We start from the raw sequence: 22,463 nt of genomic DNA, 5'->3' as shown, positions 1-22,463 counted from the left end.
GCCCGTCAGCCCCGCCCGCGATAGGTCGGCACGCCCTGATCGGGCAGCCATAGCCCCTCGGGCGGGGCGCCCGTCTGCCAGAAGACGTCGATGGGAATGCCGCCGCGCGGATACCAGTAGCCGCCGATGCGCAGCCATTTCGGGGCCAGCAGGTCCGCCAGCTTGCGGCCGATGGCCACGGTGCAGTCCTCGTGGAAGGCGCCGTGGTTGCGGAAACTGGTCAAATAGAGCTTCAGGCTCTTGGACTCGACAAGCCAGTCGCCCGGCGCATAGTCGATGACGATGTGGGCGAAGTCGGGCTGGCCCGTCACCGGGCACAGGCTGGTGAACTCGGGCGCCGTGAACCGCGCCAGATACAGGGTGTCCGCGTGCGGGTTCGTCACCCGCTCCAGCACGGCGGTCTCGGGACTGGTCGGCGCGGCGGTCTGGGCGCCCAGCTGGCTGAGGTTGTCGGTATAGTGGGTCATGCGGGGGATTTAGGCGCTTGCGGTTTACTTTGAAATCCTCCCCCGGCGGGTAAGGATCGGAACACGCCCACCCTCTCATCCCCCGAAAACTTCTCCCGACCTTTCAACGCCCTGGACGGCGCCAGCGTCCATCGACCGTCCATGGCAGCAAGCCGCTGTAGGATGGGCGGTTTCAGAGCGATCGGAGGCCCCTCGAATTGCACTGTCTTGCACATCGCAGGGTTCTCGCCGGCGCAGTGCAATTTCGCCGCTCCCGATTTCAGACGATTCAGACGATTGAGACTCTGTTTTTCGCACCACCGTCTGAAATCCAGCCGATTGCCTTCCCCCGCGACAGCCCGCTAAGCGTAGCGAAAGGAAACTGAAGGAGACGCCCGTGGCCATTCCCGCTTCGCTGCAAAAAGGTCTGAGCCTGCCGATCATTTCGGCGCCCATGTTCCTGGTTTCAGGACCGGACCTGGTGGTCGAGGCGTGCAACGCCGGGGTTATCGGGACCTTCCCCTCGCTGAACCAGCGCACGACCGAGGGCTATCGGGACTGGGTCCGAGAAATCAAGGGCCGCCTGAAACCCGAGGCCGCGGCCTTCGGCGTCAACCACATCGTCCACCCGACCAATCCCCGGCTGATGGCCGATCTGACGGTGTCGGTCGAGGAGAAGGTGCCGCTGATCATCACCTCCCTGGGCGCGGTGCGTGACGTGGTCGATGCAGTCCATGGCTATGGCGGCCAGGTGTTCCACGACATCGCCAACATCCGCCATGCGCGAAAGGCGGCCGAGGCGGGCGTCGACGGGCTGATCCTGGTGGCCGCCGGCGCGGGCGGCCATGCGGGCATCGTCAACCCCTTCGCCCTGGTCAACGAGGTGCGCAGCTTCTTCGACGGGACCCTCATCCTGTCGGGGGCGATCTCGACGGGCCAGGATGTGGCCGCCGCCCTGATGCTGGGGGCCGACTTCGCCTATATGGGCACCCGCTTCATCAACACGACCGAGGCGATGGCGCCCGAGGCGTACAAGCAGATGGTGATCGACAGCGGCTCGGCCGACATCGTCCACACCCCGGCCGTCTCGGGCGTTCCCGCCAACTTCATGGTCAAGTCGCTGGTCGAGAACGGCGTCGATCCCAAACACCTGCCCGACCACAAGCTGGACATGGGCGACGAGGCCAAGGCCTGGAAGACCGTCTGGTCCGCCGGCCAGGGCGCGGGCGCCATCCACGACGTGCTGCCGACCGCCGAACTGGTCGCGCGCCTGCGACAAGAGTTCGCTCAGGCCACGGATCAGTTCGCCATCAAGAGCGGAGCGCGCTAAAGCCGCCAGGGCGCATCTCGCGCGTTGGAGCCCCCATGACCCGCACCTTCGTTTCCGGCCCCGCCGCGCCGGCCGCCGCCCCGATCGCCGCCCTGGTCGCCGCCCTGATCGCCGCCTCGGCCGCCGCGCCGGCCGTCGCCCAGGACGAGCCGGGATGGGCCGCCCGCGACGCCTGGACTTTCGAACTGGGCGCCGGGACCGACAACCGCTCCAAGAACGCCTCCAAGTCTGGCAATGACGGCTACGCCTTCGGTTCGGCCACCTGGGAGAGCGCCGACGGCCTGTTCTACGCCGGCCCCGGTTTCGAAACGGTCCAGTCGGGCGGCTCCAACGTCGAGGCGGAGCTTTCCGCAGGTTATCAGCCCGAGGCCTTCGGCTATCAGTTCGACTTCAACGCCGTGTACAAATACCGGCTGGACGCCGAGGCGGGCTATGACGCCGACGGCTGGGAGTTCACCGGCAATGTCAGCCGCGCCGTCGGCCCCGCCAGCGCCCGCCTGCAGGTCCAGTATTCACCGGACGCCGCAGGCTCCACCAGGTCCTTCACCTGGGTCGAGGGCCAGGTCGGCTGGGACTTCGACGACCGCCTGAACGGCACGGCGGCGGTGGGGCGGCGCGAACAGGTCGGCGCGCCCGACTACACCGGCTGGAACGCGGGCGTCACCTATGCGCTGACCGACGCCCTTTCGGTGGACCTGCGCTATTACGACACCGACGCCGAGACCTTCGGCGAGCAGTACAAGCAGGCCTTGGTGGCGATGATCGCCTACGACTTCTGATCGCGCCCTTGCGCCGGGCGGTCCGGCTTCCCATCTGGGTTCTGTCGATCTCTCTCTGCGTAACGCCGCTGCTCCCTTTGCATCACGCACCGAGGTCCAAAAGCCGATCCCATTCAGACCCGACAGGCCGACCAGGAATCCTCCCTGCGGTCAACGCCAGACGGAGGTCTCCAAATGGCTACCGGCGCTGTTAAATGGTACAATCCCACCAAGGGCTACGGCTTCATCGCCCCCGATGACGGCGGCAAGGACGTGTTCGTCCACGCCTCGGCCGTTGAGGTCTCGGACGTGGGTTCGCTCAACGAGGGCCAGAAGCTCTCCTACGAAATCGAGCGGGACGCCCGCTCCGGCAAGGAATCCGCCGGTCGCCTCATGGCGGCCGAGTAGGACATGGTTCTCGCCGCCATCGCCTTCGACGGCGAGGTGATGAAACTCCTGCCTCTGGGCGGCCGCAAGGTCCGCCTGGACAACGGCCATGTCGTCACGGCTCTCCCATCGAAGGGTTCGCCTGACGGCGCGCCGGTCATGGGCGACCGCGTCGTGGTCGAGATCGCCTTCAACTCGCTAAAGGGCTGGCGCTTGTCGCGCCGGTCCTGAAGCCTCGACACCTGGACGCCGACATGACCCCGCTCGCCGACATGATTCCCGCGATGACCAGCGCCGACCTGACCACCCTGCGCGCCAACGCCGCGCGCCTGGTCGAACACGGCGCCTCGACCCAGGTGATGGCCGCCAACGACATCATTCCGATCATCGACGCCGAGGTCGCCCGCCGCGCCGCCCTGCCCCAGCCCGCCAAGGCGCCGGCGAAGCGCGCCGCGCCCAAGAAGAAGCTGCCCCCCGTCACCGGCCACCAGACGGCGCTGCCGTCCAGCTGAGGGTTCAGTCCAGCGCCTGATCCAGATCGGCGATCAGGTCCGCGACATCCTCGACCCCGACCGACAGCCGGATCAGGTTGTCGGTCACGCCGCCCGTCTCGCGCACCTCTTTCGGCACGCTGGCGTGGGTCATGATGGCCGGGTGATTGACCAGGCTTTCGACGCCCCCAAGCGATTCCGCCAGGGTGAAGACCCGGACCCGCTCCAGCGCACGCTTGGTGCGGTCCAGGTCGCCGTCCAGGATCACCGTCACCATGCCGCCGAACCCGCCGTGCATCTGGCGCGCCGCCAATTCGTGCTGCGGATGGGCGATCAGGCCGGGATAGATCACCTGGGCCACGCCCGCCCGCGTCTCCAGCCAGCGGGCGACGGTCAGGGCGTTCTCGCAATGCGCCTTCATCCGCAGCGCCAGGGTCTTCAGCCCGCGATTGGCCAGGAAGGCGTCGAACGGCCCCATCACCCCGCCGACCGAGTTCTGCAGGAACTTGATCCGCGTCGCCAGGTCGGGATCGGCCGTGACCAGCACCCCGCCGATGATGTCCGAATGGCCGTTCAGATATTTGGTGGCCGAGTGCATCACCACGTCCGCCCCCAGGCTCAGCGGCTGCTGGCAGAAGGGGGTGGCGAAGGTGTTGTCGACGATCAGCAGCAGGCCGTGCGCCCTGGCCACCGCCGACAGGGCCGCGATGTCGGCCAGTTTCATCAGCGGATTGGTCGGGGTCTCGACCCACAGCATCCGGGTCCTGGGCGTGATCGCCGCCTCGACCGCCGCGACGTCGCTCAGGGCCACATAGGCGAAGTCCAGCCCCATAGAGCGCCGCCGCACCCGCTCGAACAGCCGCCACGAACCGCCATACAGGTCGTCGCCCGTGACGACATGATCGCCCGCGTCCAGCAACTCCAGCGCCGTCGAGGTCGCCGCCATGCCCGAGGCGAAGCCGAAGCCGTGCTTGCCGCCCTCCAGATCGGCGATGCAGGCCTCGAACGCTTCGCGCGTCGGATTCTTGCCCCGCGCATACTCGTATCCCTTGTTCACCCCGGGGCTTTCCTGGGCGTAGGTCGAGGTGGCGTAGATCGGCGTCATCACCGCCCCCGTCGTCGGGTCGGGCCTCTGGCCCGCATGGATGGCGCGGGTCGAGAAGCCCTGGCTATTCTTCTTGTCCGCCATGCTCTTACCGGTTCAGGCTCAGGTGGTTGATCAGGTCGGTGCGGGTGATCAGGCCGACAAACGTCTCGCCGTCCAGCACGATAGCCACGCGGTCGCGGTCGAAGACGGGGATCAGGGCGTCCAGCGGCTCGTTGACCTGGACCGTGTCCAGGTCGCGCGTCATGGCCGAGGAGACCGGCTTGGCGAACCGCTCCTGGCGCGTGATCTCGTCGGTGTTCATCACCTGGATCAGGTCGCTCTCGTCCAGGATGCCGACCAGGCGGCCGTCCTCGATGATCGGCAGCTGGGATACGTCCGCGCCCTTCATCCGCTTGAAGGCGGTGTCCAGGGTGTCGCCCGGCCCGGCGACGACCACGTCGCCCTTCTCGTATTTGCGGTTGATCAGGTCCGACAGGTCGCCATGCAGTTCGCGCTCGCCCAGGCCCTGGTCGGCCAGCCAGGCGTCGTTATAGACCTTGGACAGATATTTGGCCCCCGTGTCGCAGACGAAGGTGACGCAGGTCTTGGCCTCCGTCTGTTCGCGGCACCAGCGCAGGGCGGCGGCGATCAATGTCCCCGACGACGAGCCGGCCAGAATCCCTTCCTTCAGCAGCAGTTCGCGCGCCGTGGCGATGGCCTCGGCGTCCGGGATCGAATAGGCCTTGTCGATCAGCCCCATGTCCGCAGTGTCGGGCACGAAGTTCTGGCCGATGCCCTCGACCGTATAACTCCCCTCCGGCCCTGGCTCGCCGTCGTTGACGATGCCGGCCAGGGTCGAACCCACCGGATCGGCCAGGATGATCTCGGCCTTGGAGCCGACGCTCTTGAGGAAGCGCGCCGTGCCGGTGATCGTCCCGCCCGAGCCGATTCCGGCGACCAGGGCGTCGATGCCGCCGCCCGTCTGTTCCCAAATCTCCGGCCCGGTGGTCTTCACATGGGCCTGGGCGTTGGCCGCGTTGGCGAACTGGTTGACGTAGAAGGCGCCGGGAATGGCCTGGGCCAGCCGCTCGGCCATGTCGGTGTAATATTCCGGGTGGCCATGCGGCACGTCCGAGCGCGTCAGGCGAACATCGGCGCCCATAGCCCTGAGATGCTGGATCTTTTCCTTCGACATCTTGTCCGGGATCACCAGAAGCACCTTATATCCCCTGGCCCGGCCGACCAGCGTCAGGGCCAGGCCGGTGTTGCCCGCCGTCGCCTCGACGATGGTTCCGCCCGCCTTCAGGAAGCCCTCCTTCTCGGCCGCGTCCAGCATCTCCACCGCGATCCGGTCCTTGATGGAGCCGCCGGGGTTCTGGGATTCCAGCTTCAGCAGCAGGCGGCACTTGCCGGTGTCGATCTTCGTCACCTCCACCATCGGCGTCTTGCCGATCAAATCCAGCGGCGACCGGACAGGCGCGCTCAGGGCGGGGGCGTGTAGCGACATCGAAGACTCCATTCGGTTCGGCGGAAGCTGAAGCCCCGCATTCACTCGGTCAACTCACGCAAGATTTGACCCAAAGGCGCGGTTCCGCGCTACGAAAGACATAATGACCAATTCATCCAAGCGACCGCCCGCCGGTCTCCCTGATAAAGACACCCTCCTCGCCTTCCTGCGCGAGGCAGGGTCGGCCGAGAAGACCGACATCGCCCGCCATTTCGGCCTGAAAGGCGGCGACCGCCGGGCCCTGCGCGAAATGATCCGCGAGTTGGAGGCGCAAGGGCGCCTGGGCAGGCGCGGGCGCAAGGGCCTAGCCGAAGCGGGCGCCCTGCCCCCGGTCGGCGTCGCCGACGTTATCGAGCGCGACGCCGACGGCGAACTCTATGTCCGCCTGGTCGAAGCCAGCGCCGACGCCCCGCGCGCGCTGCTGATGCCCGGCGACGGGGCCAAGCCCGGTCCCGCGCCGGGCCTCGGCGACCGCCTGCTGGTCAAGTTCCAGCGCGGCCAGGAAGGCTGGGAAGCCCGGCTGATCAAGAAGCTGGACGTGGGGACCAACCGCGTCCTGGGCGTCATCCGCAAATCGGCGCGCGAAACGCGGGTCGAGCCGGTCGATCGCCGCTCCAAGGACGTGCTGCTGGTGCCCCAGGCCCAGTCCGTGGACCTCAGGGACGGCGATCTGGTCCTCGCCGCCGTCGAAAAGGGCGACCAGCGCTACGGTCCCAAGCGCGGCAAGATCCTGGAACACATCGGCAAGGAGGACGATCCCCGCGCCGCCTCCCTGATCGCCATCCACGCCCACGGGGTGCCGACCGGCTTCTCCGAAGCGGTCGAGCGCGAGGCCGAGGATCAGGAACTGCCGACGCTGAAGGGCCGCGAGGACCTGCGCGACGTCCCCTTCATCACCATCGACCCCGCCGACGCCCGCGACCATGACGACGCCGTCTACGCCGCCCGCGACGAAGACCCCAAGAACCCCGGCGGCTGGATCGTCTGGGTCGCCATCGCCGACGTCGCCGCCTATGTCCGGCCCGGATCGCAGCTGGACCGCGAGGCGCGCGAGAAGGGCAACTCGACCTACTTCCCCGACCGGGTCGAACCGATGCTGCCGGAGGTGCTGTCGAACGGTCTGTGCAGCCTGAAGGAGGGCGAGAACCGCGCCTGCATGGCCGTGCGGATGGTGTTCGACAAGGACGGCCGAAAAACCGGGCACAGGTTCGTGCGCGGCCTGATGCGGTCTCACGCCAAGCTCAGCTACGAACAGGCCCAGGCGGCCATCGACGGGCAACCAGACGATACGACCGGCCCGATCATGGAGGCCATCCTCTATCCGCTGTGGAACGCCTATCACGCCATGCTGAAGGGTCGGCTGAAGCGCAGCCCGCTGCAAATCGAATCCGCCGAACGCCGCATCCGCATGGCGCCGGACGGCGGCATCGCCTCCATCGAAAAGCGCGCCTCGCTGGAGGCGCACCGGCTGATCGAGGAGATGATGATCCAGGCCAACGTCTGCGCCGCCGAGACGCTGGAGCAGAAGAAGACGCCGCTGATCTACCGCGTCCACGACGCGCCCAGCCAGGAGAAGATCTTCAACCTGGCCGACTTCCTGTCGACCATCGGCAAGCCGTGGAACAAGGGCGAGCCGGGCACGACCAAGCGGTTCAACAGGCTGCTGGACGAGACGCGCGACACCGAACACGCCGACGTGGTCAACGAGGTCGTCCTGCGCACCCAGATGCAGGCCATCTATTCGCCTGAGAACGTCGGCCACTTCGGCCTTAACCTGGACCGATACGCCCACTTCACCTCTCCCATCCGGCGCTATTCCGACCTGATTGTCCACCGCGGCCTGATCCGGGCGCTGAACCTGGGCAAGGACGGGCTGACCGACCGGGAGGTCGCCGAACTGCCCGCCATCGCCGAACAGGTGACGACGACCGAGCGCCGCTCCATGGCCGCCGAACGCGACGCCATGGACCGCTACATCGCCGCCTTCCTGGAGGACCGGGTGGGGGCGACCTTCAAGGGGCGTATCACCGGCGTCACCCGCTTCGGCCTGTTCATCCGGCTGGAGGAGACCGGCGCCGACGGCCTGGTGCCCGTCTCGACCCTGGGCGACGAATATTTCACCCACGACGACCGCGCTCACGCCCTGGTCGGCGAACGCACCGGCAAGCGGTTCACCCTGGGCCGGATGGTCGAGGTCAAGCTGCGCGAGGCCACCCCCGTCACCGGCGGCCTGGTGTTCGAAATGCTCAGCGAGCCGGAACCGCGCGATCCCAGCGCCCCCGGCCCGCGCTACGGCATTCGCGGTCGCGGCGAGCGAGGCGGGGGCGGCGACGGCCCGCCGATGCGCGGCAAGAACCGCCCCGGCGGCCCCAAGCCCCGCAACGGCTCCAAGCCGTCCGGCGGCTTGAAGGGCGTGCGCAAGGGCAAGCGGAAGTGAAAACATCCGCTCATCCCGGCGAAAGCCGGGACCCAGTCCTTTGGGCGAAGACCGCTTGTCGCGGGACTCGGACGCCAACCCCGACCGCCTGTGCGAACGAAAGCACCGAGCGCCGGCTTTCGCCGGGATGAGCGGAATGAAGAACGATCCCGCCCCCTTCGACGCCGCCCAGGACCTGGCCGACGCCCCGCGCACGGGGGGCGCGCAACGGCCCAGGGACGCCGCCACCCTGATCCTCACGCGGGGCGGATCGCGGCCCGAGGTGCTGATGGGGCGGCGGGCGCCGGGGCATGTCTTCATGGCGTCGAAATGGGTGTTTCCGGGCGGGCGGATCGACCGGAGCGACTTCACCGCCGTAGCGGCGAGCGACCTCGCCTCCGAGGTCGCGCGGCGGCTGGAGAGCGAACTGCCCGCGCGACGCGCCCGCGCCCTGGCCCTGACGGCGGTGCGCGAGACCTTCGAGGAGACGGGCCTGATCCTGGGCCGTCCGGCGCCGGCCGCCTCGGTCGCCGGACCGTGGCGCGAGTATCGCCGGGCGGGCGCCCTGCCCGACCTATCGGTCCTGACCTATGTGGCCCGCGCCATCACTCCGCCTGGGCGAACACGCCGGTTCGACGCCCGCTTCTTCATGGCCCCGGCCGAGGCCCTGCTGTCGCCGGAACCGACCGCCGGATCGGGCGAACTGGACGAGATCGCCTGGTTGCCGCTGGATCGGGCGCGCGGCCTGGACCTGCCGGCCATCACCCGTTTCGTTCTGGGCGAACTGGCCGAACGGCTGGAGCAGCCGGATCGCCCCCTGCCCTTCGTGCGCATGGTGCGCGGCCGCCATCTGGTCGATCACCGCGATTGAGCATCCTGCGCCAGGGGCCGGGTCAGGTCGAACTCGACGCGAAAATGGCGACCGGGACGGCGCAGTTCATAGGCGAACATCCGGTCTGGATGGACCTCGACCGCCCAGACATTGGTGGTGGAGACGGCGGCCCCATTGGCGTTGAACAGGGCGACGGATTCGGCGTCGACGGGGAATTCCTGGCGCTCCGCCGCGCCGGCGTCGACCGTGTCGCCGCCATACCAATGCAGCACGTCGGTCGTCCCGTCCGCCTGCCGATGGTCGTGCTTCAGCCGCAGGCCCGTGTCCGTCCTGGCCACGACCCAGGTGCGCGAACGATCCTGGCCCACGGCGAAGGGAATGCGCACTTCGTCCGCCGAACAGTCGCGAAGGTGCATGATCAGCCGCTCGCTGGCGAACTTGGCGTCGGCGGCGTCGGTCGTGACGACCCGGCCTTCGAATCGCTGGCCGCACAGGGCGTTCAAGCGCGCCATGAAATCGTCCTGCGCCGACGCCGGCGACGCGGCCGCCTGGCCGGCGAACGACAGGGAAATCAGGGCCGCGGCGGTCAGCAGGGATGCGATTTTCATGGCGTCACCCTATCTGTGCGCACGGCCGCATCAACGCGGCATCGCGCCCGTTGACTTTGAGGCGATCCTGAGTATGTTCCGCGCCTCTTATTTTAAGCGGCTTTCGCCGTCGCAGAGGTAATTCCGATGGCCAAACCGGCTTCCATCAAGATCCGCCTGAACTCCACGGCCGACACCGGCTTCTTCTATGTCACCAAGAAGAACGCCCGCACCATGACCGAGAAGATGGTCGTCAAGAAGTACGACCCGGTCGTTCGCAAGCACGTCGAGTTCAAGGAAGGCAAGATCAAGTAAGCACTTGATCGGCTGAGAAATCGAACACGCCCGGCTGATCTCCAGCCGGGCGTTTTTCTTTGGCTGACGGGCGGCTCAGGCCGCCTTGGCGATGACCTTGTTGCGGCCTGCGGACTTGGCCTCATAGACCCCCTCGTCGGCGCGTTTCAGCAGACCTTCGGGCGTGTCGCCGTCGCCGACGGTGGCCGCCACCCCGACCGAAATGGTGATGGTGATCTGCTCCTTGCCGCCCATGACGCGAAAGGGGGCCGAGGCCACGTCGCGGCGGATTCGTTCGGCGACCCGGCCGGCGTCCTCCAGGCTGGCGCCCGGCATGACCACCACGAACTCCTCGCCGCCCATGCGGCAGGGCAGGTCGACGGCGCGGACGTTGGTGGCCAGGCGCACGGCGAATTCGACCAGAACCTCGTCGCCCGCATCGTGGCCGAAGCCGTCGTTGACCGACTTGAAGTGATCGACGTCCAGCACCAAGACCGCCACCTGGGCGCCGCCCTGGGCCGCGCGCCCGACCAGGGCCTGGAGCTGGCCGGTCATGTAGCGGCGGTTATGCAAGCCGGTCAGGGCGTCGGTGACGGCCATCTCCATGCTGCTGTCCAGCTTCTGGCGCAGGAAGTCGGTATAGCGTTTGCGCCGGATCTGGGTGCGGACCCGCGCCGACAGCTCCTCGGTGTCGACCGGGCGCGGCAGGATGTCGGCGGCGCCCAGTTCCAGCGCCTTGACCATGCGCGGCCGGTCCGACGGATCGACGATGGCCAGGATCGGCGCTCGGCGGGCATCGCCCGACTTGGCCTGGGCCACGATACGCAGACCGTCGAAATTCACGGCCGCGACATTGACGATGATCAGGTCCAGCGCGCCCTTGGCCGCCGCCAGCGCCGCCTCGGGATCGGTCTCGATGGCGATGCGGTGTTCGGCGCCCAGTTCCAGGGCGATCCTCTCGGCCTGTCGCAGGTCGTCGTCGACGATCAGCACCCGCCCGCCCTCGCTTCGCAACCGGGCCGCCCCGTTCGAATCCACGCCCAGTCGCCGGCTGCTTTCCTCGCGCTCGCGCAGTTCGTCCATCACCTGTTTCAGCCGCGTCAACGACTTGACCCGCGCGAACAGGATCACATCGTCGATGGGCTTGGTCAGGAAGTCGTCGGCGCCCGCCTCCAGCCCCCGGATGCGGTCCTGGCGCCCGTCCAGGGCGGTGACGAGCACGACCGGGATGTGGCGCGTTTCAGCCTGTGCCTTCAGACGGCGACAGGTCTCGAACCCGTCCATGCCGGGCATCATCACGTCCAGCAGGATCAGGTCCGGCTGCTGTTCGGCCGCCAGGGTCAGGGCGGCCGCCCCGCTGTTGCAGGTCAGGACGTCATAGTATTCGATGGTCAGCTTGGCTTCGAGCAGGCGGACGTTCACATCCACGTCGTCGACCACGAGGATGCGCGCGCTCATCCCAGGTGCTGCCTTATGGTGTCGAGGAAATGCATCACCGAGATCGGCTTGGAGATATAGGCCTCGCACCCGCCCTGGCGAATCCGCTCCTCGTCGCCCTTCATGGCGAAGGCGGTCACGGCGATGACGGGGATGTGGTTCAGCTCCTCGTCGTCCTTCAGCCATTTGGTGACTTCCAGGCCCGAGATTTCCGGCAGCTGAATGTCCATCAGGATCAGGTCGGGATGATGGGCCCTGGCCAGGGCGAGCGCCTGCAGGCCCTCGCGGGTCTGCAGGGTCTCATAGCCCTGGGAGTCGAGCAGATCATGAAAAAGCTTCATGTTCAGCTCGTTATCCTCGACGATGAGGACTTTCTTGGACATCATCACCTGACCTGCGCGCCCCCGCGAACGCGGGACGCCTCGTTAGTCGCATTCGTAGGCGGCCAGTCTTAAGTTGGGGTGAAGCCAAACTTACGGAGACCTTAAGCGTGGCCATCAAGGCCATCTGTCGCGACTGTCTGTGGACCGGGCCGGACCCCGCCGGCCCGCCGGACGGCCGCTGTCCGGCGTGCGGCTCGCGGCGGATCGTCGCCGATCCCGAACTGGACCAGCTTTCCATCGCGCACATGGATTGCGACGCCTTCTACGCCTCGGTGGAGAAGCGCGACCGGCCCGAATTGCGCGACAAGCCGGTGATCGTGGGCGGGGGCAAGCGCGGCGTCGTCTCCACCGCCTGCTATGTGGCGCGCCAGTATGGCGTCGGCTCGGCCATGCCGATGTTCAAGGCGCTGAAGGCCTGCCCCGAGGCCGTGGTGATCAAGCCGGACTTCACCAAATACGTCTTCGAATCCGAACGCATTCTCGGCGCCCTGGGCCAGCTGACGCCGTTGATCCAGCCGCTGTCGCTGGACGAGGCGTGGGTCGATCTGTCGGGAACCGAAAGGCTGAACGGCGGGCCGCCGGCATTCCAGCTGATCCGTTTCCAGAAACAGATCGAGGACCAGACCGGCCTGACCGTCTCCATCGGCCTGGCGCCCAACCGCTTCCTGGCGAAGATGGCGTCCGAAATGGACAAGCCGCGCGGCTTCTCCGTCGTGGGGGCGACGAACGCGCAAGCCCTGCTGGCGCCGCGCCCCGTCACCGCCCTGCCCGGCGTCGGCCCGGTGTTCGGCAAGGCGCTGCGCAGCGACGGCTACGCCCTGATCGGCGATCTGGCGCGGGCGGACGTGCGCGACCTGGTCAAACGCTATGGCGAATCGGGACTGCGGCTCTACGACCTGGCCCACGCCCGCGACGCCCGCGCGGTGAACCCCGAGCGGGACCGCAAGGGGATGAGCGCCGAGACCACCTTCAACGAGGACCTGACGTCGGCCGAGGCGCTGGAGGCCGAACTGTGGCCCCTGTGCGAGAAGCTGGCCTCCAAGGCGCGTCGCGACGGCGTGGCCAGCCGCGTGCTGGTGCTGAAGCTGCGCCGCACCGACTTCAAGATCGTGACCCGCCGCATCACCCTGCCCGAGCCGGTGCAGACGGCGCGCGCCTTGTTCGCCGCCGGGCGCGATCTGCTGAAGCCCGAACTGGGCCGACCGTATCGTCTGATCGGGATCGGCATGGCCGAGGTTCAGGACGCCGAAGACGCCCCCGCCGGGCTGTTCCAGACGTCCGAGACCCGCGCCCTGAAGACCGAACGCGCCATCGATGTCCTGCGCGAGAAGTTCGGCAAGGACGCCGTAGTGGCGGGCCGGGCGTTGAAGGGGTGACGGAGGCAGGCGAGGAAAGAACGTGCACTCCCCCGCCCCATCGGCTCAAATACGGCCATGGACCTCGCCAAACGCGCCTATGACCACGGCTTCCGCCTGGATCCGATCGTCCGCAGCCTGCTGGACACGGACTTCTACAAACTGCTGATGCTGCAGATGATCTGGCGCGAGCATCGCGACGTGCCGGTGACGTTCCAGGTCATCAACCGCACCAGGTCCGTGCGTCTCGCCGACGAGGTCGACATTGCGGCCCTGCGCGAGCAGTTGGATCACGCCCGAACGCTGCGGTTCACCAACAAGGAGCTGGTCTGGCTGGCGGGCAACAGCTTCTATGGCGTGAAGCAGATCTTCTCGCCCGACTTCATCGCCTGGCTGAGCGCCTATCGGCTGCCGAACTACGACCTGTCGGTCCAGGACGGGCAATATGTCCTGACCTTCTCGGGCGCCTGGGCCGAGGTGACGCTGTGGGAAATCCCGGCGCTGGCGATCCTGAACGAACTGCGATGCCGGGTCGGATTGCGGCGGCTGGGCCGGTTCGAACTGGATATCCTGTATTCGCGCGCCAAGACGCGGCTGTGGTCCAAGGTGGAGCGGCTGCGCCGCCTGCCCGATCTGGCCCTGTCGGACTTCGGCACCCGGCGGCGACATGGCTTCCTGTGGCAGCGCTGGTGCATCCAGGCGCTGAAGGAGGGACTGGGATCGGCCTTCATCGGCACCTCCAACGTGCTGCACGCGATGGAGAACGACCTGGAGGCCATCGGGACCAACGGCCACGAGTTGCCGATGGTGCTGGCCGCCCTGGCGCCGGACGACGCGACCCTGGCCCAGGTTCCCTACGCCGTGCTGGACGAGTGGCGGCGGCACTATGCGGGCAATCTGCTGATCGTCCTGCCCGACGCCTTCGGCACGGAGGCGTTTCTGGATCGGGCGCCCGATTGGGTCGCGGACTGGACCGGCTTCCGCCCCGATTCGGCTCCGCCCATTCCGGCAGGCGAGCGGCTGATCGACTGGTGGACATCCCACGGGCGCGACCCGAAGGAGAAGCTGCTGATCTTCTCGGACGGGATGGACATCGACGGGATCGAGGCGACCCATGCCCATTTCCACGGCCGGGCGCGGCTCAGCTTCGGCTGGGGCACCAATCTGACCAACGACTTTCGCGACTGTTCGCCCGCCTTCGCCCCGGAACTGGAGCCGATCTCCCTGGTCTGCAAGGTGGCGGCGGCGGGCGGCCGGCCCGCCGTGAAACTGTCGGACAACCCGGAAAAGGCGGTGGGCGATCCGGCCGAGATCGAACGCTATCGCCGCGTCTTCGGGGTGCGCGGCTTGACGGCCCAGCCGGTGACGGTCTGAAACCCGGCCTTAAGCCCATCGTGGCATAAGGCCGCCATGAACGCCTTCGTCGACAAGATGCGCCGCCGCGCCGGCCGCTATCTGGATGTCCGCCCCGTCGCGATCCAGCCGCCGAAGGGCGTGTTCAGCCTGTCCTTCGACGACATCCCCGCCTCGGCCTGGACCGAGGCCGGGCCGATCCTGGCCGAACATGGGGTCAAGGCGACCTATTATGTCTGCGGCGGCCTGGCGGGCGGTCGCAACCTGGACCTGCCGCAGTTCGAGGTCGAACATCTGCAGGCCCTGCACGAGGCCGGGCACGAGGTCGGCTGCCACACCTACGAACACGTTTCGACCCTGACCCTGTCGCCGGACGAACTCGACGCCAGCCTGGCCAGGAACGCCGCCTGGGTGGCCGAGCGGCTGGAGGGCTATCGGATGGAGACCTTCGCCTATCCGTTCGGCGACTGCGCGCTGGGCGCCAAGCGGGTGATCGAGCGACGCTTCCTGTGCGGGCGGGGCGTGCGCGACGGCGTCAACGGCGGCCGGGCAGACCGCAACCTGCTGCAGGCCGTGGGCCTGGAGAGCCGCCGCCTGCCCGGCTACGACCTCGAAAAACTGATGGCCGATGCGGCGGCGTCGAAAGGCTGGCTGATCGCCTATGGCCACGACGTCGGCGACGCCCCCACCCCCTATGGCTGCAGGCCCGAGGACATCGACCGCGTGATCCGACTGGCCAAGGCGGCGGGGCTGGCCATCCAGCCGGTCGCGGCGGCGTGGCGGATGGCGACGGCCTAGAACAGGCCCACCGCGCCGTCCGCCCAGATCAGCAGGACGGCGGCCACGACCAGTCCGCCAACCACCAATCGCCCGCCCAAGCCCCGCACTTTCCACAGGGTCAGTTCCAACAGAAGACCGGCCCCGACCAGCAATGCGCCGGCGAAGGCGAAGTCCGTGGCCGTCCAGGCCACCTCGCTGGTGAAATGCATGGCGATCAGCGGCGCCAACAGGACCGCCGCGACGAGGCCCCACCCCGCCAGTCGCCAAGGGTTCGCCCGGCCCGTTCCACTCGCCGCGACGCCTGTCATGTCCGCTCTCCTAACGCCGCACCCATAATGCGCCTGATCGACGGAAACGGCACGTGGAAAAACGATGTGTTCTTGATGCAGACCGAAGGCGTCAGCGCGCCTTGCGCCGATCCGCCCAGGCGATCAATTCCTTCCTAGGCCAGATCATCAGCCAGGAGCGCGCGGTGTATTCGCCGGCGTCGATCAGCGCCTTCCTGGACGCCGAGGCCGTCGCCGCGCGCTGGGTGTGGATTTCGCCCGGCCCCTGATGGACCATGAAGGCGCCGCCCTTCAGGGGGTTCAGGCGCAGGTGGGCCAGGCGGGGGCTGATCTCGGTCAGTGGCGGATCGTAGAACCAGCTTGAGCCGATCATGCCCGCCAGTTCGGGCCGCGCGCGGCACAGTTCCGCCGCCGTGGCCCAGGCTTCGTTCCAGCCGTCCTCGTTGAAACCGCGCAGCCAGCGGCTTTCGGTGTGCACCTCCAGCCACGGTTCGCGTCTGGCCCCAGCCGCCAGATAGCGAAACAGCGGCATGATCCCCCGCCCGCTCAGGGCGTGTTTTACGATCTGGCCCGGCCCCACCGGCGATGACAGGTCGATCACCTGGCTCTTGGCCCCCGGCACGCTGAGCGCCAGGGTGAAGCGCACGTCCTTTGACCAGTGGTCGAAGACATAGTCGCTCTGGGGCTGGGTCAGGAACTCGGCCAACTGACCTATCCAATAGGGATAGAGGGCCATCACCTCGGCCGGCAGGGCCATCGCCGCGACGCGATCGGGCAGTTGCAGCGCCCAGGCCGCGATCAGGCCGCGCCGCACCTCGTCGGACGCCTCCGCGCCCAGGAAGGCGTCCACCGCCTTGGCCGGCATTTCGAAGTCCCAGTGAGGCGCGCCCTCGGCGGCCTTTTGCGCGGCCGGGCCGGCGGCGGCCTCGACCCGCGCGCGGTCGTCGGGCGTCAGACGCGCCAGAACGGCATGGAAGGCGGCGACGTCGGGTGTCAGGTGCATATCCATGTTCGCACAATGCCACGATGCGGTTGGCGAACCTTTAAAGCGCGCCAAGGCCGCAAGCGCGGGTGACGCCGCACGCGCCTCGCGCTAAACCGCGCCCAGATCGAACAAGGAGCCGCCATGAGCATCGAAGCCCGCATCGCCGAACTCGGCCTGACCCTGCCGGAACCCGCCAAGCCGGTGGCCAGCTATGTTTCCTTCGTCCGCTCGGGCGATCAGGTCACGATTTCGGGCCAACTGTCCAACGACGCCAATGGCGGGATCAAGGGCACGGTCGGCGTGAACGTGACGTCGGAACAGGCTGCGGACGCCGCCCGCCTGTGCGGCCTGAACCTGATCGCCCAGATCAAGGCCGCCTGCGACGGCGACCTGGATCGGGTGGTCCGCATCGTCAAACTGGGCGGCTTCGTCCAAGCCGGCCCGGATTTCGAGGCCATTCCCGCCGTGATCAACGGCTGCTCGGACCTGATGGTCCAGGTCTTCGGCGACGCCGGCAAGCACGCCCGTTCGGCCGTCGGCGTCTACAAGCTGCCGCTGGGCTTCGCCGTCGAGGTGGACGCCGTCGTGGAGATCCGCTGATCGGATGCCCTTATGATTTCCGTTCATCCCCGCGAAAGCGGGGACCCAGTGTTTTGGGCGCGTCTGTGGCCATTGAGCCATGCCGACGCCCCAAACACCGAGGGCGTTAAAGGACTGGGTCCCCGCTTTCGCGGGGATGAGCGGATATGAGTTTTCACATCACCGTCCACGACACTGTGTCGGACATCGGCCGCGAGGCCTGGGACGCCTGCGCGCTGCCCACCGGCGACCCTTTCGTCTCCTACGATTTCCTGCACGCTTGCGAGGCCTCGGGCAGCGCCGCGCCGCGCCAGGGCTGGGCCCCGCGCCATCTGGCGCTTCGGGATGCCGACAACGCCGTGCTGGGCGTCATGCCGCTCTATCTGAAAGGGAACAGCCAGGGCGAATACGTCTTCGACCACAGCTGGGCGGACGCCTATGAGCGGGCCGGCGGGCGGTATTATCCCAAGCTGTTGGGGGCTGTGCCCTTCACCCCCGCGACCGGGCCGCGTTTCCTGAACCATGCCGATGCGGACGCCGCCACGGTGCGCCAAGCCCTGTTGCAGGGAGCCCTGACCTTGGTGGAGCGGCTGGGCGTCTCGTCCCTGCACGTCAACTTCCCGACCCAGGCCGAATGGACGACCATGACCGAGGCGGGCCTGCTGGCGCGCCAAGACATCCAGTTCATCTGGCGAAACGACGGCTATAAAACCTTCGACGACTTTTTGGCCGCCCTGTCGTCCAGTCGCCGCAAGTCGATCCGGCGCGAGCGGCGCGACGCCCAGGCGGGCCTGGATATCCGCATCCTGACCGGCGCCGAGATCACCCCGGCGCACTGGGACGCCTTCTTCGCCTTCTACATGGACACCGGCTCGCGCAAATGGGGCCGCCCCTATCTGACGCGCGACTTCTTCAACCGTGTCTTCGCGACCATGGCCGATCGGATCGCCCTGGTCATGGCCTTCCGGGATCAGACGCCCATCGCCGGCGCCCTGAACTTCATCGGCCGCGACGCCCTTTATGGCCGCCAGTGGGGCACGCTGGAGGACGTCCCCTTCCTGCATTTCGAACTGTGCTACTACCAGGCCATCGACTTCGCCATCGCGAACGGACTGTCCCGCGTCGAGGCGGGGGCGCAGGGCGAGCACAAGATCGCGCGCGGCTATCTGCCCTCCCCCGTCTATTCCGCCCACTTCATCGCCGATCCCGCCCTGCGCGACCCCGTCGCCCGCTATCTGGCGAGCGAAAGACCGGCGGTGGAGGAGCAGCGGACTGAGATGACCGCCGAACTGTCGCCCTTCAGACAGGGCTCGCATTGAACTTTGGCGGTCTAATCCCGCTTTAGCGGGCGACATAAGGGTTCATCACAACGCCCACAGCGAGGCACGATGAACACGGCGAGATCGGCTTCGTTGTGATCGCTGTGTCCCGTCGTGTTCGTTGTGATGAACCGAGCTTTCGAGGAAGCCCCTACCCCGCTGACGCGGGACGTGCGTCACGACAAAAAAAGGCCCGGCTGTTTCCAGCCGGGCCTTCTGCTTTCGACGCCGAGACGATCAGGCCGTCTCTTCCTCCGCAGTCTTCGCCGGGGCCCCCGAAGGGCTGGCGATGTCGAAGTCGATCTTGCCGTCCTTCAACTGGACCTTGACGTGTCCGCCGCGGGTCAGGCGGCCGAACAGGATGTCGTCGGCCAGGGGCTTCTTGATCGAGTCCTGGATGACCCGCGCCAGGGGACGCGCGCCGTACAGTTCGTCGAAGCCGTTCTTGGCCAGCCAGTCGGCGGCTTCGTCGGTCAGTTCGATGGTGATGTTGCGGTCCGCCAACTGGGCTTCCAGCTGCAGCACGAACTTGGTCACGACCGAACGGATCGTCTCGGCGCCCAGCGGCTTGAAGGCCACGATGGCGTCCAGGCGGTTCCTGAACTCCGGCGCGAACAGACGCTGGATGGCCTTGTCGTCCTCGCCCTCGACCTTGCCCCGGCCGAAACCGATGGAGGCGCGGGCGTTGTCGGCGGCCCCGGCGTTGGTGGTCATGATCAGGATGACGTTCCTGAAATCGACCTTCTTGCCGACCGCGTCGGTCAGCATGCCGTTGTCCATCACCTGCAGCAGGATGTTGTAGACGTCCGGGTGCGCCTTCTCGATCTCGTCCAGCAGGATGACGGCGTGCGGATGCTGGTCCACGGCGTCGGTCAGCAGGCCGCCCTGGTCATGGCCGACATAGCCGGGAGGGGCGCCGATCAGACGGCTGACCGTATGGCGCTCCATATATTCGGACATGTCGAACCGCTGCATCTCGATGCCCAATGTGGCGGCGAGTTGCTTGGCCACCTCGGTCTTGCCGACGCCGGTCGGGCCGCTGAACAGGAAGCTGCCGATGGGCTTGTTGGGGTCGCGCAGACCCGCCCGCGCCAGCTTCATCGCCGCCGAGACCTGTTCGATCGCCTGTTCCTGGCCGAAGACCACCCGTTTCAGGTCCGTCTCCAACTCGCGCAGGCTTTCGGTGTCGGACTTGGACACCGATTTGGCGGGGATGCGCGCCATCTTGGCGATGACGGCCTCGACCTCCTTCTGGCCGATGACCTTCTTGCGCTTGGATTCGGTCAGCAGCATCTGCGACGCCCCCGCCTCGTCGATCACGTCGATGGCCTTGTCCGGCAGTTTCCGGTCGGTCATATAGCGCGCCGACAGTTCGACCGCCGTGCGGATGGCGCTGTCGGTGTAGCGGACCTTGTGGTGCTGCTCGTAATAGGTCTTCAGACCCTTCAGGATCTTGACCGTATCCTCGACCGTCGGCTCGTTGACGTCGATCTTCTGGAAGCGACGCACCAGGGCGCGGTCCTTCTCGAAGTGTTGGCGATACTCCTTGTAGGTGGTCGAACCCATGCAGCGCAGCGAACCCGAGGCCAAAGCCGGCTTCAGCAGGTTGGAGGCGTCCATCGCCCCGCCCGAGGTCGCGCCCGCGCCGATCACCGTGTGGATCTCGTCGATGAAGAGCACGGCGTTGTCGTGGTTCTCCAACTCCTTGACCACCTGCTTCAGCCGCTCCTCGAAGTCGCCGCGATAGCGGGTGCCGGCCAGCAGCGCGCCCATGTCCAGCGAATATATGGTGGCGTCCTTCAGGACGTCCGGCACCTCGCCCTTGACGATCTTGCGGGCCAGACCTTCGGCGATGGCGGTCTTGCCCACGCCGGGATCGCCGACTAGCAGCGGATTGTTCTTGGTCCGGCGGCACAAGATCTGGATCGAGCGTTCGACCTCGGCCTGACGACCGATGAGGGGATCGACCTTGCCCTGGCGCGACTTCTCGTTGAGATCGACGCAATAGGCTTCCAGCGCCTCTCCGCCCTGTTTGACGGCCGACTGGTCCTCAGCCTCTTCCGGGCTGGCGCCCTTGGCCGGTTTGGCCTCGGAGGCGCCGGCCTTCTTGGCGATGCCATGGGCGATGAAGTTGACCGCGTCGTAGCGTGTCATGTCCTGCTCCTGCAGGAAGTAGGCGGCGTGGCTCTCGCGCTCGGAGAAGATGGCGACCAGCACGTTCGCCCCGGACACTTCCTCGCGGCCCGACGACTGGACGTGGATCACCGCGCGCTGGATCACGCGCTGGAAACCGGCCGTCGGCTTGGCGTCCTCGCCGTCCGCCGTGGCCAGGGCGGCCAGGTCGTTGTCGACATAGAGGGTCAAGGCGCCCTTGAGCGCATTCAGTTCGACGTTGCAGGCGCGCATGACGCCCGACGCATCCGGGTCGTCGATCAGCGCCAGAAGCAGGTGCTCCAGCGTCGCATATTCGTGCCTGCGCGCATTGGCGTATCCCACCGCGCGGTGCAGGGTTTCTTCGAGAGGACGGGAAAATGAAGGCATAGGGAGGTTCCTCTCAGTCCTTTTCCATCGTGCATTGCAGAGGGTGCTGGTGGCGGCGCGCGGTTTCGATGACCTGCGCGACCTTGGTTTCGGCGACCTCGTAGGTGAAGACGCCGCAGACCCCCACGCCATGCTGGTGCACATGCAGCATGATGCGGGTCGCTTCCTCGCGGCTCTTCTGGAAGAACCGCTCCAGCACATAGACGACGAATTCCATCGGCGAATAATCGTCGTTCAGGATCAGCACCCGATAGAGCGAGGGCTTCTGAAGCTTCGGCTTGGTTTCGGTGACGACGGCGGTTCCTTGACCGCCGCCCGTCTCGCCGGGCCTTTGAATGGGCATTCGTGTTCCGTAGTCGGGGAGTCGTCTTGGCTAACAGATAGGGAATGATGGCCCGATTTGAAGCGGCGTCCAGTCACGGATTGCGTGAAGGGCAAATCACGGATGCGGAACGAAAAAGGCCCCGGAGCGGACTCCGGGGCCTTTCCGACTATCGCGGGCGTCGCTGGGCTCAGCGGGCGGCCTGGAAGGTTTCGACCGAGGCGGTGACGCGCTCGTTGATCGGCTTCAGGCTGTCCTTGACCGTAGCCGTGACGATCTCGTTGGTCTTGGTCAGTTCGGCGACATAGCGTTCCATGGACTTCTTGGCCCAGGCGGTCTGAAGCTCGAAGAACTCCTGCACCGAGCGGGCGGTCGACAGCTCCTTGGAGGCGGCGACGCCGTCTTCCCAAGCCGTCTTGGCGAAGCCCAGGGCCTGCTGCGACAGGGCCTCGGCGCCCTTCTGGGCGACGCTGGCCGACTCGACGATGGCGTCCAGGTTCTTCTTGCCTTGCGCGTTCAGTTCGCCCAGCGAGGCGACCGACTTGTCGACGCCTTCGCGGAAGGCCTGGGTCCCGGCGGCCTGGAGGGTCTCGGCCTGAGCCTTGACCTTGGCGCCGACCGAGGCGGTGGCGGCGGCGGCTTGATCGGCGGTCTTCTTCATCGTTTCGGCGGCGTCGGTCATGATCGTCTGTCCGGTCCTGCATGCGCGTCCGGGGAATGGAACGCTGCGGAAAATTGAAAGCGAGGCGACCCCTCGCAGACCCGAAATATGCTGCAAGTGCGAAATGAATGCAAGATGCCATTGTGCGCTGCACAATCGGATCGTCGCCAAGCCGAAAGGATAACTCCGATAGGCGGTTCAAATTCGCGTTGACGGGCGGTTAACCACCATGAAACCCGAGGTTCCTATGCTAGGCCTTTCGTCGCGTCGGCCGGGGGGCCTGCCGCACCCTGCTCGCCAAGGGCTTGATTACCAAAGGGTTGTAT

24 protein-coding genes are annotated in these 22,463 nt (G+C 67.0%); 13 read left to right on the top strand and 11 right to left on the bottom strand.

All coding sequences use genetic code 11. The annotated features are described in order from the left end of the window. Nucleotides 1-5: 5 nt before the first annotated feature. Nucleotides 6-467, bottom strand: coding sequence for a preQ(1) synthase (gene queF, locus DI624_RS04490; RefSeq protein WP_291536287.1), 462 nt, complete (start codon nt 465-467; stop codon nt 6-8). 376 nt (nt 468-843) lie between these two features. On the opposite strand from queF, the gene DI624_RS04485 reads away from it, so the two are divergent. From DI624_RS04485 to DI624_RS04465, 5 genes are all read left to right on the top strand, one after another. Then, nucleotides 844-1,776 (top strand): nitronate monooxygenase family protein, encoded by a 933-nt coding sequence (locus DI624_RS04485; RefSeq protein ID WP_291536286.1) that lies wholly within the window; start codon nt 844-846, stop codon nt 1,774-1,776. 35 nt (nt 1,777-1,811) lie between these two features. Next, nucleotides 1,812-2,555, top strand: coding sequence for a TorF family putative porin (locus DI624_RS04480; protein ID WP_291536284.1), 744 nt, complete (start codon nt 1,812-1,814; stop codon nt 2,553-2,555). A gap of 174 nt (nt 2,556-2,729) precedes the next feature. Further along, nucleotides 2,730-2,942, top strand: coding sequence for a cold-shock protein (locus DI624_RS04475; RefSeq protein ID WP_291536283.1), 213 nt, complete (start codon nt 2,730-2,732; stop codon nt 2,940-2,942). Between the two features lie 3 nt (nt 2,943-2,945). Next, nucleotides 2,946-3,152 carry a hypothetical protein gene (locus tag DI624_RS04470; protein WP_291536282.1) on the top strand — a complete coding sequence of 69 codons (207 nt, stop codon included), beginning with the start codon at nt 2,946-2,948 and terminating at the stop codon, nt 3,150-3,152. A 23-nt stretch (nt 3,153-3,175) separates the two neighbouring features. After that, on the top strand, nt 3,176-3,433 hold the full coding sequence (locus tag DI624_RS04465; protein WP_291536281.1) for a hypothetical protein: 258 nt from the start codon (nt 3,176-3,178) through the stop codon (nt 3,431-3,433). 4 nt (nt 3,434-3,437) lie between these two features. On the opposite strand, the gene DI624_RS04460 is transcribed toward DI624_RS04465, so the two are convergent. Beyond that, nucleotides 3,438-4,601 (bottom strand): cystathionine gamma-synthase, encoded by a 1,164-nt coding sequence (locus DI624_RS04460; RefSeq protein ID WP_291536279.1) that lies wholly within the window; start codon nt 4,599-4,601, stop codon nt 3,438-3,440. A gap of 4 nt (nt 4,602-4,605) precedes the next feature. After that, nucleotides 4,606-6,006: a cystathionine beta-synthase gene (locus tag DI624_RS04455; protein WP_291536278.1), complete on the bottom strand. Its 1,401-nt coding sequence runs from the start codon at nt 6,004-6,006 to the stop codon at nt 4,606-4,608. 103 nt (nt 6,007-6,109) lie between these two features. Here DI624_RS04455 and rnr point away from each other — a divergent pair, with 103 nt between their 5' ends. Together rnr and DI624_RS04445 are read left to right on the top strand one after the other, a co-directional pair. Next, entirely contained in the window at nt 6,110-8,443 is a 2,334-nt protein-coding gene (gene rnr, locus DI624_RS04450; protein WP_291536277.1) for a ribonuclease R, read from the top strand. Nucleotides 8,444-8,579: 136 nt separating this feature from the next. Continuing rightward, nucleotides 8,580-9,293, top strand: a complete 714-nt coding sequence (locus DI624_RS04445; protein ID WP_291536276.1) for an NUDIX domain-containing protein — start codon at nt 8,580-8,582, stop codon at nt 9,291-9,293. Here the strand turns inward: DI624_RS04445 and DI624_RS04440 are convergent. Continuing rightward, complete coding sequence (locus tag DI624_RS04440) at nt 9,281-9,862, bottom strand: hypothetical protein (RefSeq protein ID WP_291536275.1); 582 nt, start codon at nt 9,860-9,862, stop codon at nt 9,281-9,283. The two genes, DI624_RS04445 and DI624_RS04440, sit on opposite strands and share 13 nt — an antisense overlap. Before the next feature lie 126 nt (nt 9,863-9,988). Between DI624_RS04440 and rpmG the strand changes: the two genes are divergently transcribed. Then, nucleotides 9,989-10,156 (top strand): 50S ribosomal protein L33, encoded by a 168-nt coding sequence (rpmG, locus tag DI624_RS04435; protein WP_003164451.1) that lies wholly within the window; start codon nt 9,989-9,991, stop codon nt 10,154-10,156. A gap of 75 nt (nt 10,157-10,231) precedes the next feature. Here rpmG and DI624_RS04430 read toward each other — a convergent pair whose 3' ends face one another. After that, a complete protein-coding gene (locus DI624_RS04430) occupies nt 10,232-11,593 on the bottom strand; it encodes a PleD family two-component system response regulator (RefSeq protein WP_291536266.1) in 1,362 nt (453 codons plus the stop codon). Beyond that, nucleotides 11,590-11,955 carry a response regulator gene (locus DI624_RS04425; RefSeq protein ID WP_166622562.1) on the bottom strand — a complete coding sequence of 122 codons (366 nt, stop codon included), beginning with the start codon at nt 11,953-11,955 and terminating at the stop codon, nt 11,590-11,592. Before DI624_RS04425 ends, DI624_RS04430 begins: the two co-directional genes overlap by 4 nt. Before the next feature lie 107 nt (nt 11,956-12,062). Here DI624_RS04425 and DI624_RS04420 point away from each other — a divergent pair, with 107 nt between their 5' ends. Genes DI624_RS04420 through DI624_RS04410 form a run of 3 tightly spaced genes read left to right on the top strand, consistent with a single transcriptional unit; the run spans nt 12,063 to nt 15,461 of the window. Then, a complete protein-coding gene (locus tag DI624_RS04420; RefSeq protein ID WP_291536265.1) occupies nt 12,063-13,331 on the top strand; it encodes a DNA polymerase IV in 1,269 nt (422 codons plus the stop codon). Nucleotides 13,332-13,388: 57 nt separating this feature from the next. After that, nucleotides 13,389-14,684, top strand: coding sequence for a nicotinate phosphoribosyltransferase (locus DI624_RS04415; RefSeq protein WP_291536264.1), 1,296 nt, complete (start codon nt 13,389-13,391; stop codon nt 14,682-14,684). Nucleotides 14,685-14,720: 36 nt separating this feature from the next. Continuing rightward, a complete protein-coding gene (locus tag DI624_RS04410; protein ID WP_291536263.1) occupies nt 14,721-15,461 on the top strand; it encodes a polysaccharide deacetylase family protein in 741 nt (246 codons plus the stop codon). On the opposite strand, the gene DI624_RS04405 is transcribed toward DI624_RS04410, so the two are convergent. Together DI624_RS04405 and DI624_RS04400 are read right to left on the bottom strand one after the other, a co-directional pair. Continuing rightward, nucleotides 15,458-15,751 (bottom strand): hypothetical protein, encoded by a 294-nt coding sequence (locus tag DI624_RS04405; protein WP_291536262.1) that lies wholly within the window; start codon nt 15,749-15,751, stop codon nt 15,458-15,460. The two genes, DI624_RS04410 and DI624_RS04405, sit on opposite strands and share 4 nt — an antisense overlap. A 91-nt stretch (nt 15,752-15,842) precedes the next feature. Further along, nucleotides 15,843-16,733 carry a hypothetical protein gene (locus DI624_RS04400; RefSeq protein ID WP_291536261.1) on the bottom strand — a complete coding sequence of 297 codons (891 nt, stop codon included), beginning with the start codon at nt 16,731-16,733 and terminating at the stop codon, nt 15,843-15,845. 123 nt (nt 16,734-16,856) lie between these two features. Between DI624_RS04400 and DI624_RS04395 the strand changes: the two genes are divergently transcribed. Further along, nucleotides 16,857-17,315: a RidA family protein gene (locus DI624_RS04395; protein WP_291536260.1), complete on the top strand. Its 459-nt coding sequence runs from the start codon at nt 16,857-16,859 to the stop codon at nt 17,313-17,315. A 146-nt stretch (nt 17,316-17,461) separates the two neighbouring features. Continuing rightward, the gene (locus tag DI624_RS04390; RefSeq protein ID WP_291536259.1) at nt 17,462-18,613 is read left to right on the top strand and encodes a GNAT family N-acetyltransferase; all 1,152 of its coding nucleotides are present in this window, start codon (nt 17,462-17,464) and stop codon (nt 18,611-18,613) included. 237 nt (nt 18,614-18,850) lie between these two features. Here the strand turns inward: DI624_RS04390 and clpA are convergent, their stop codons facing one another. The 3 genes from clpA to DI624_RS04375 all read right to left on the bottom strand — a co-directional run bounded on the left by clpA (nt 18,851) and on the right by DI624_RS04375 (nt 22,158). Beyond that, complete coding sequence (clpA, locus tag DI624_RS04385; protein WP_291536258.1) at nt 18,851-21,154, bottom strand: ATP-dependent Clp protease ATP-binding subunit ClpA; 2,304 nt, start codon at nt 21,152-21,154, stop codon at nt 18,851-18,853. Nucleotides 21,155-21,167: 13 nt separating this feature from the next. Beyond that, the gene (clpS, locus tag DI624_RS04380) at nt 21,168-21,497 is read right to left on the bottom strand and encodes an ATP-dependent Clp protease adapter ClpS (protein ID WP_017504641.1); all 330 of its coding nucleotides are present in this window, start codon (nt 21,495-21,497) and stop codon (nt 21,168-21,170) included. 169 nt (nt 21,498-21,666) lie between these two features. Then, complete coding sequence (locus tag DI624_RS04375) at nt 21,667-22,158, bottom strand: phasin family protein (RefSeq protein WP_291536254.1); 492 nt, start codon at nt 22,156-22,158, stop codon at nt 21,667-21,669. Between the last annotated feature and the right edge of the window lie 305 nt (nt 22,159-22,463).

This window comes from Brevundimonas sp. (genome assembly GCF_003248455.1).
Taxonomy (GTDB): domain Bacteria; phylum Pseudomonadota; class Alphaproteobacteria; order Caulobacterales; family Caulobacteraceae; genus Brevundimonas.
Note: the sequence above shows the minus strand (reverse complement) of the source record. Positions and strands in the feature narration are given on the sequence as shown.

Bases quoted from the DNA above. Each gene is read 5' to 3' on its own strand.
- DI624_RS04460 (WP_291536279.1), bottom strand. From the start codon at position 4,601: ATGGCGGACAAGAAGAATAGCCAGGGCTTCTCGACCCGCGCCATCCAT.
- queF (WP_291536287.1), bottom strand. From the start codon at position 467: ATGACCCACTATACCGACAACCTCAGCCAGCTGGGCGCCCAGACCGCC.
- DI624_RS04430 (WP_291536266.1), bottom strand. From the start codon at position 11,593: ATGAGCGCGCGCATCCTCGTGGTCGACGACGTGGATGTGAACGTCCGC.
- DI624_RS04395 (WP_291536260.1), top strand. From the start codon at position 16,857: ATGAGCATCGAAGCCCGCATCGCCGAACTCGGCCTGACCCTGCCGGAA.
- DI624_RS04465 (WP_291536281.1), top strand. From the start codon at position 3,176: ATGACCCCGCTCGCCGACATGATTCCCGCGATGACCAGCGCCGACCTG.
- DI624_RS04480 (WP_291536284.1), top strand. From the start codon at position 1,812: ATGACCCGCACCTTCGTTTCCGGCCCCGCCGCGCCGGCCGCCGCCCCG.
- rnr (WP_291536277.1), top strand. From the start codon at position 6,110: ATGACCAATTCATCCAAGCGACCGCCCGCCGGTCTCCCTGATAAAGAC.
- DI624_RS04415 (WP_291536264.1), top strand. From the start codon at position 13,389: ATGGACCTCGCCAAACGCGCCTATGACCACGGCTTCCGCCTGGATCCG.
- DI624_RS04445 (WP_291536276.1), top strand. From the start codon at position 8,580: ATGAAGAACGATCCCGCCCCCTTCGACGCCGCCCAGGACCTGGCCGAC.
- DI624_RS04455 (WP_291536278.1), bottom strand. From the start codon at position 6,006: ATGTCGCTACACGCCCCCGCCCTGAGCGCGCCTGTCCGGTCGCCGCTG.
- DI624_RS04440 (WP_291536275.1), bottom strand. From the start codon at position 9,862: ATGAAAATCGCATCCCTGCTGACCGCCGCGGCCCTGATTTCCCTGTCG.
- DI624_RS04400 (WP_291536261.1), bottom strand. From the start codon at position 16,733: ATGCACCTGACACCCGACGTCGCCGCCTTCCATGCCGTTCTGGCGCGT.
- DI624_RS04405 (WP_291536262.1), bottom strand. From the start codon at position 15,751: ATGACAGGCGTCGCGGCGAGTGGAACGGGCCGGGCGAACCCTTGGCGA.
- DI624_RS04390 (WP_291536259.1), top strand. From the start codon at position 17,462: ATGAGTTTTCACATCACCGTCCACGACACTGTGTCGGACATCGGCCGC.
- clpA (WP_291536258.1), bottom strand. From the start codon at position 21,154: ATGCCTTCATTTTCCCGTCCTCTCGAAGAAACCCTGCACCGCGCGGTG.
- DI624_RS04375 (WP_291536254.1), bottom strand. From the start codon at position 22,158: ATGACCGACGCCGCCGAAACGATGAAGAAGACCGCCGATCAAGCCGCC.
- rpmG (WP_003164451.1), top strand. From the start codon at position 9,989: ATGGCCAAACCGGCTTCCATCAAGATCCGCCTGAACTCCACGGCCGAC.
- DI624_RS04470 (WP_291536282.1), top strand. From the start codon at position 2,946: ATGGTTCTCGCCGCCATCGCCTTCGACGGCGAGGTGATGAAACTCCTG.
- DI624_RS04425 (WP_166622562.1), bottom strand. From the start codon at position 11,955: ATGTCCAAGAAAGTCCTCATCGTCGAGGATAACGAGCTGAACATGAAG.
- clpS (WP_017504641.1), bottom strand. From the start codon at position 21,497: ATGCCCATTCAAAGGCCCGGCGAGACGGGCGGCGGTCAAGGAACCGCC.
- DI624_RS04475 (WP_291536283.1), top strand. From the start codon at position 2,730: ATGGCTACCGGCGCTGTTAAATGGTACAATCCCACCAAGGGCTACGGC.
- DI624_RS04410 (WP_291536263.1), top strand. From the start codon at position 14,721: ATGAACGCCTTCGTCGACAAGATGCGCCGCCGCGCCGGCCGCTATCTG.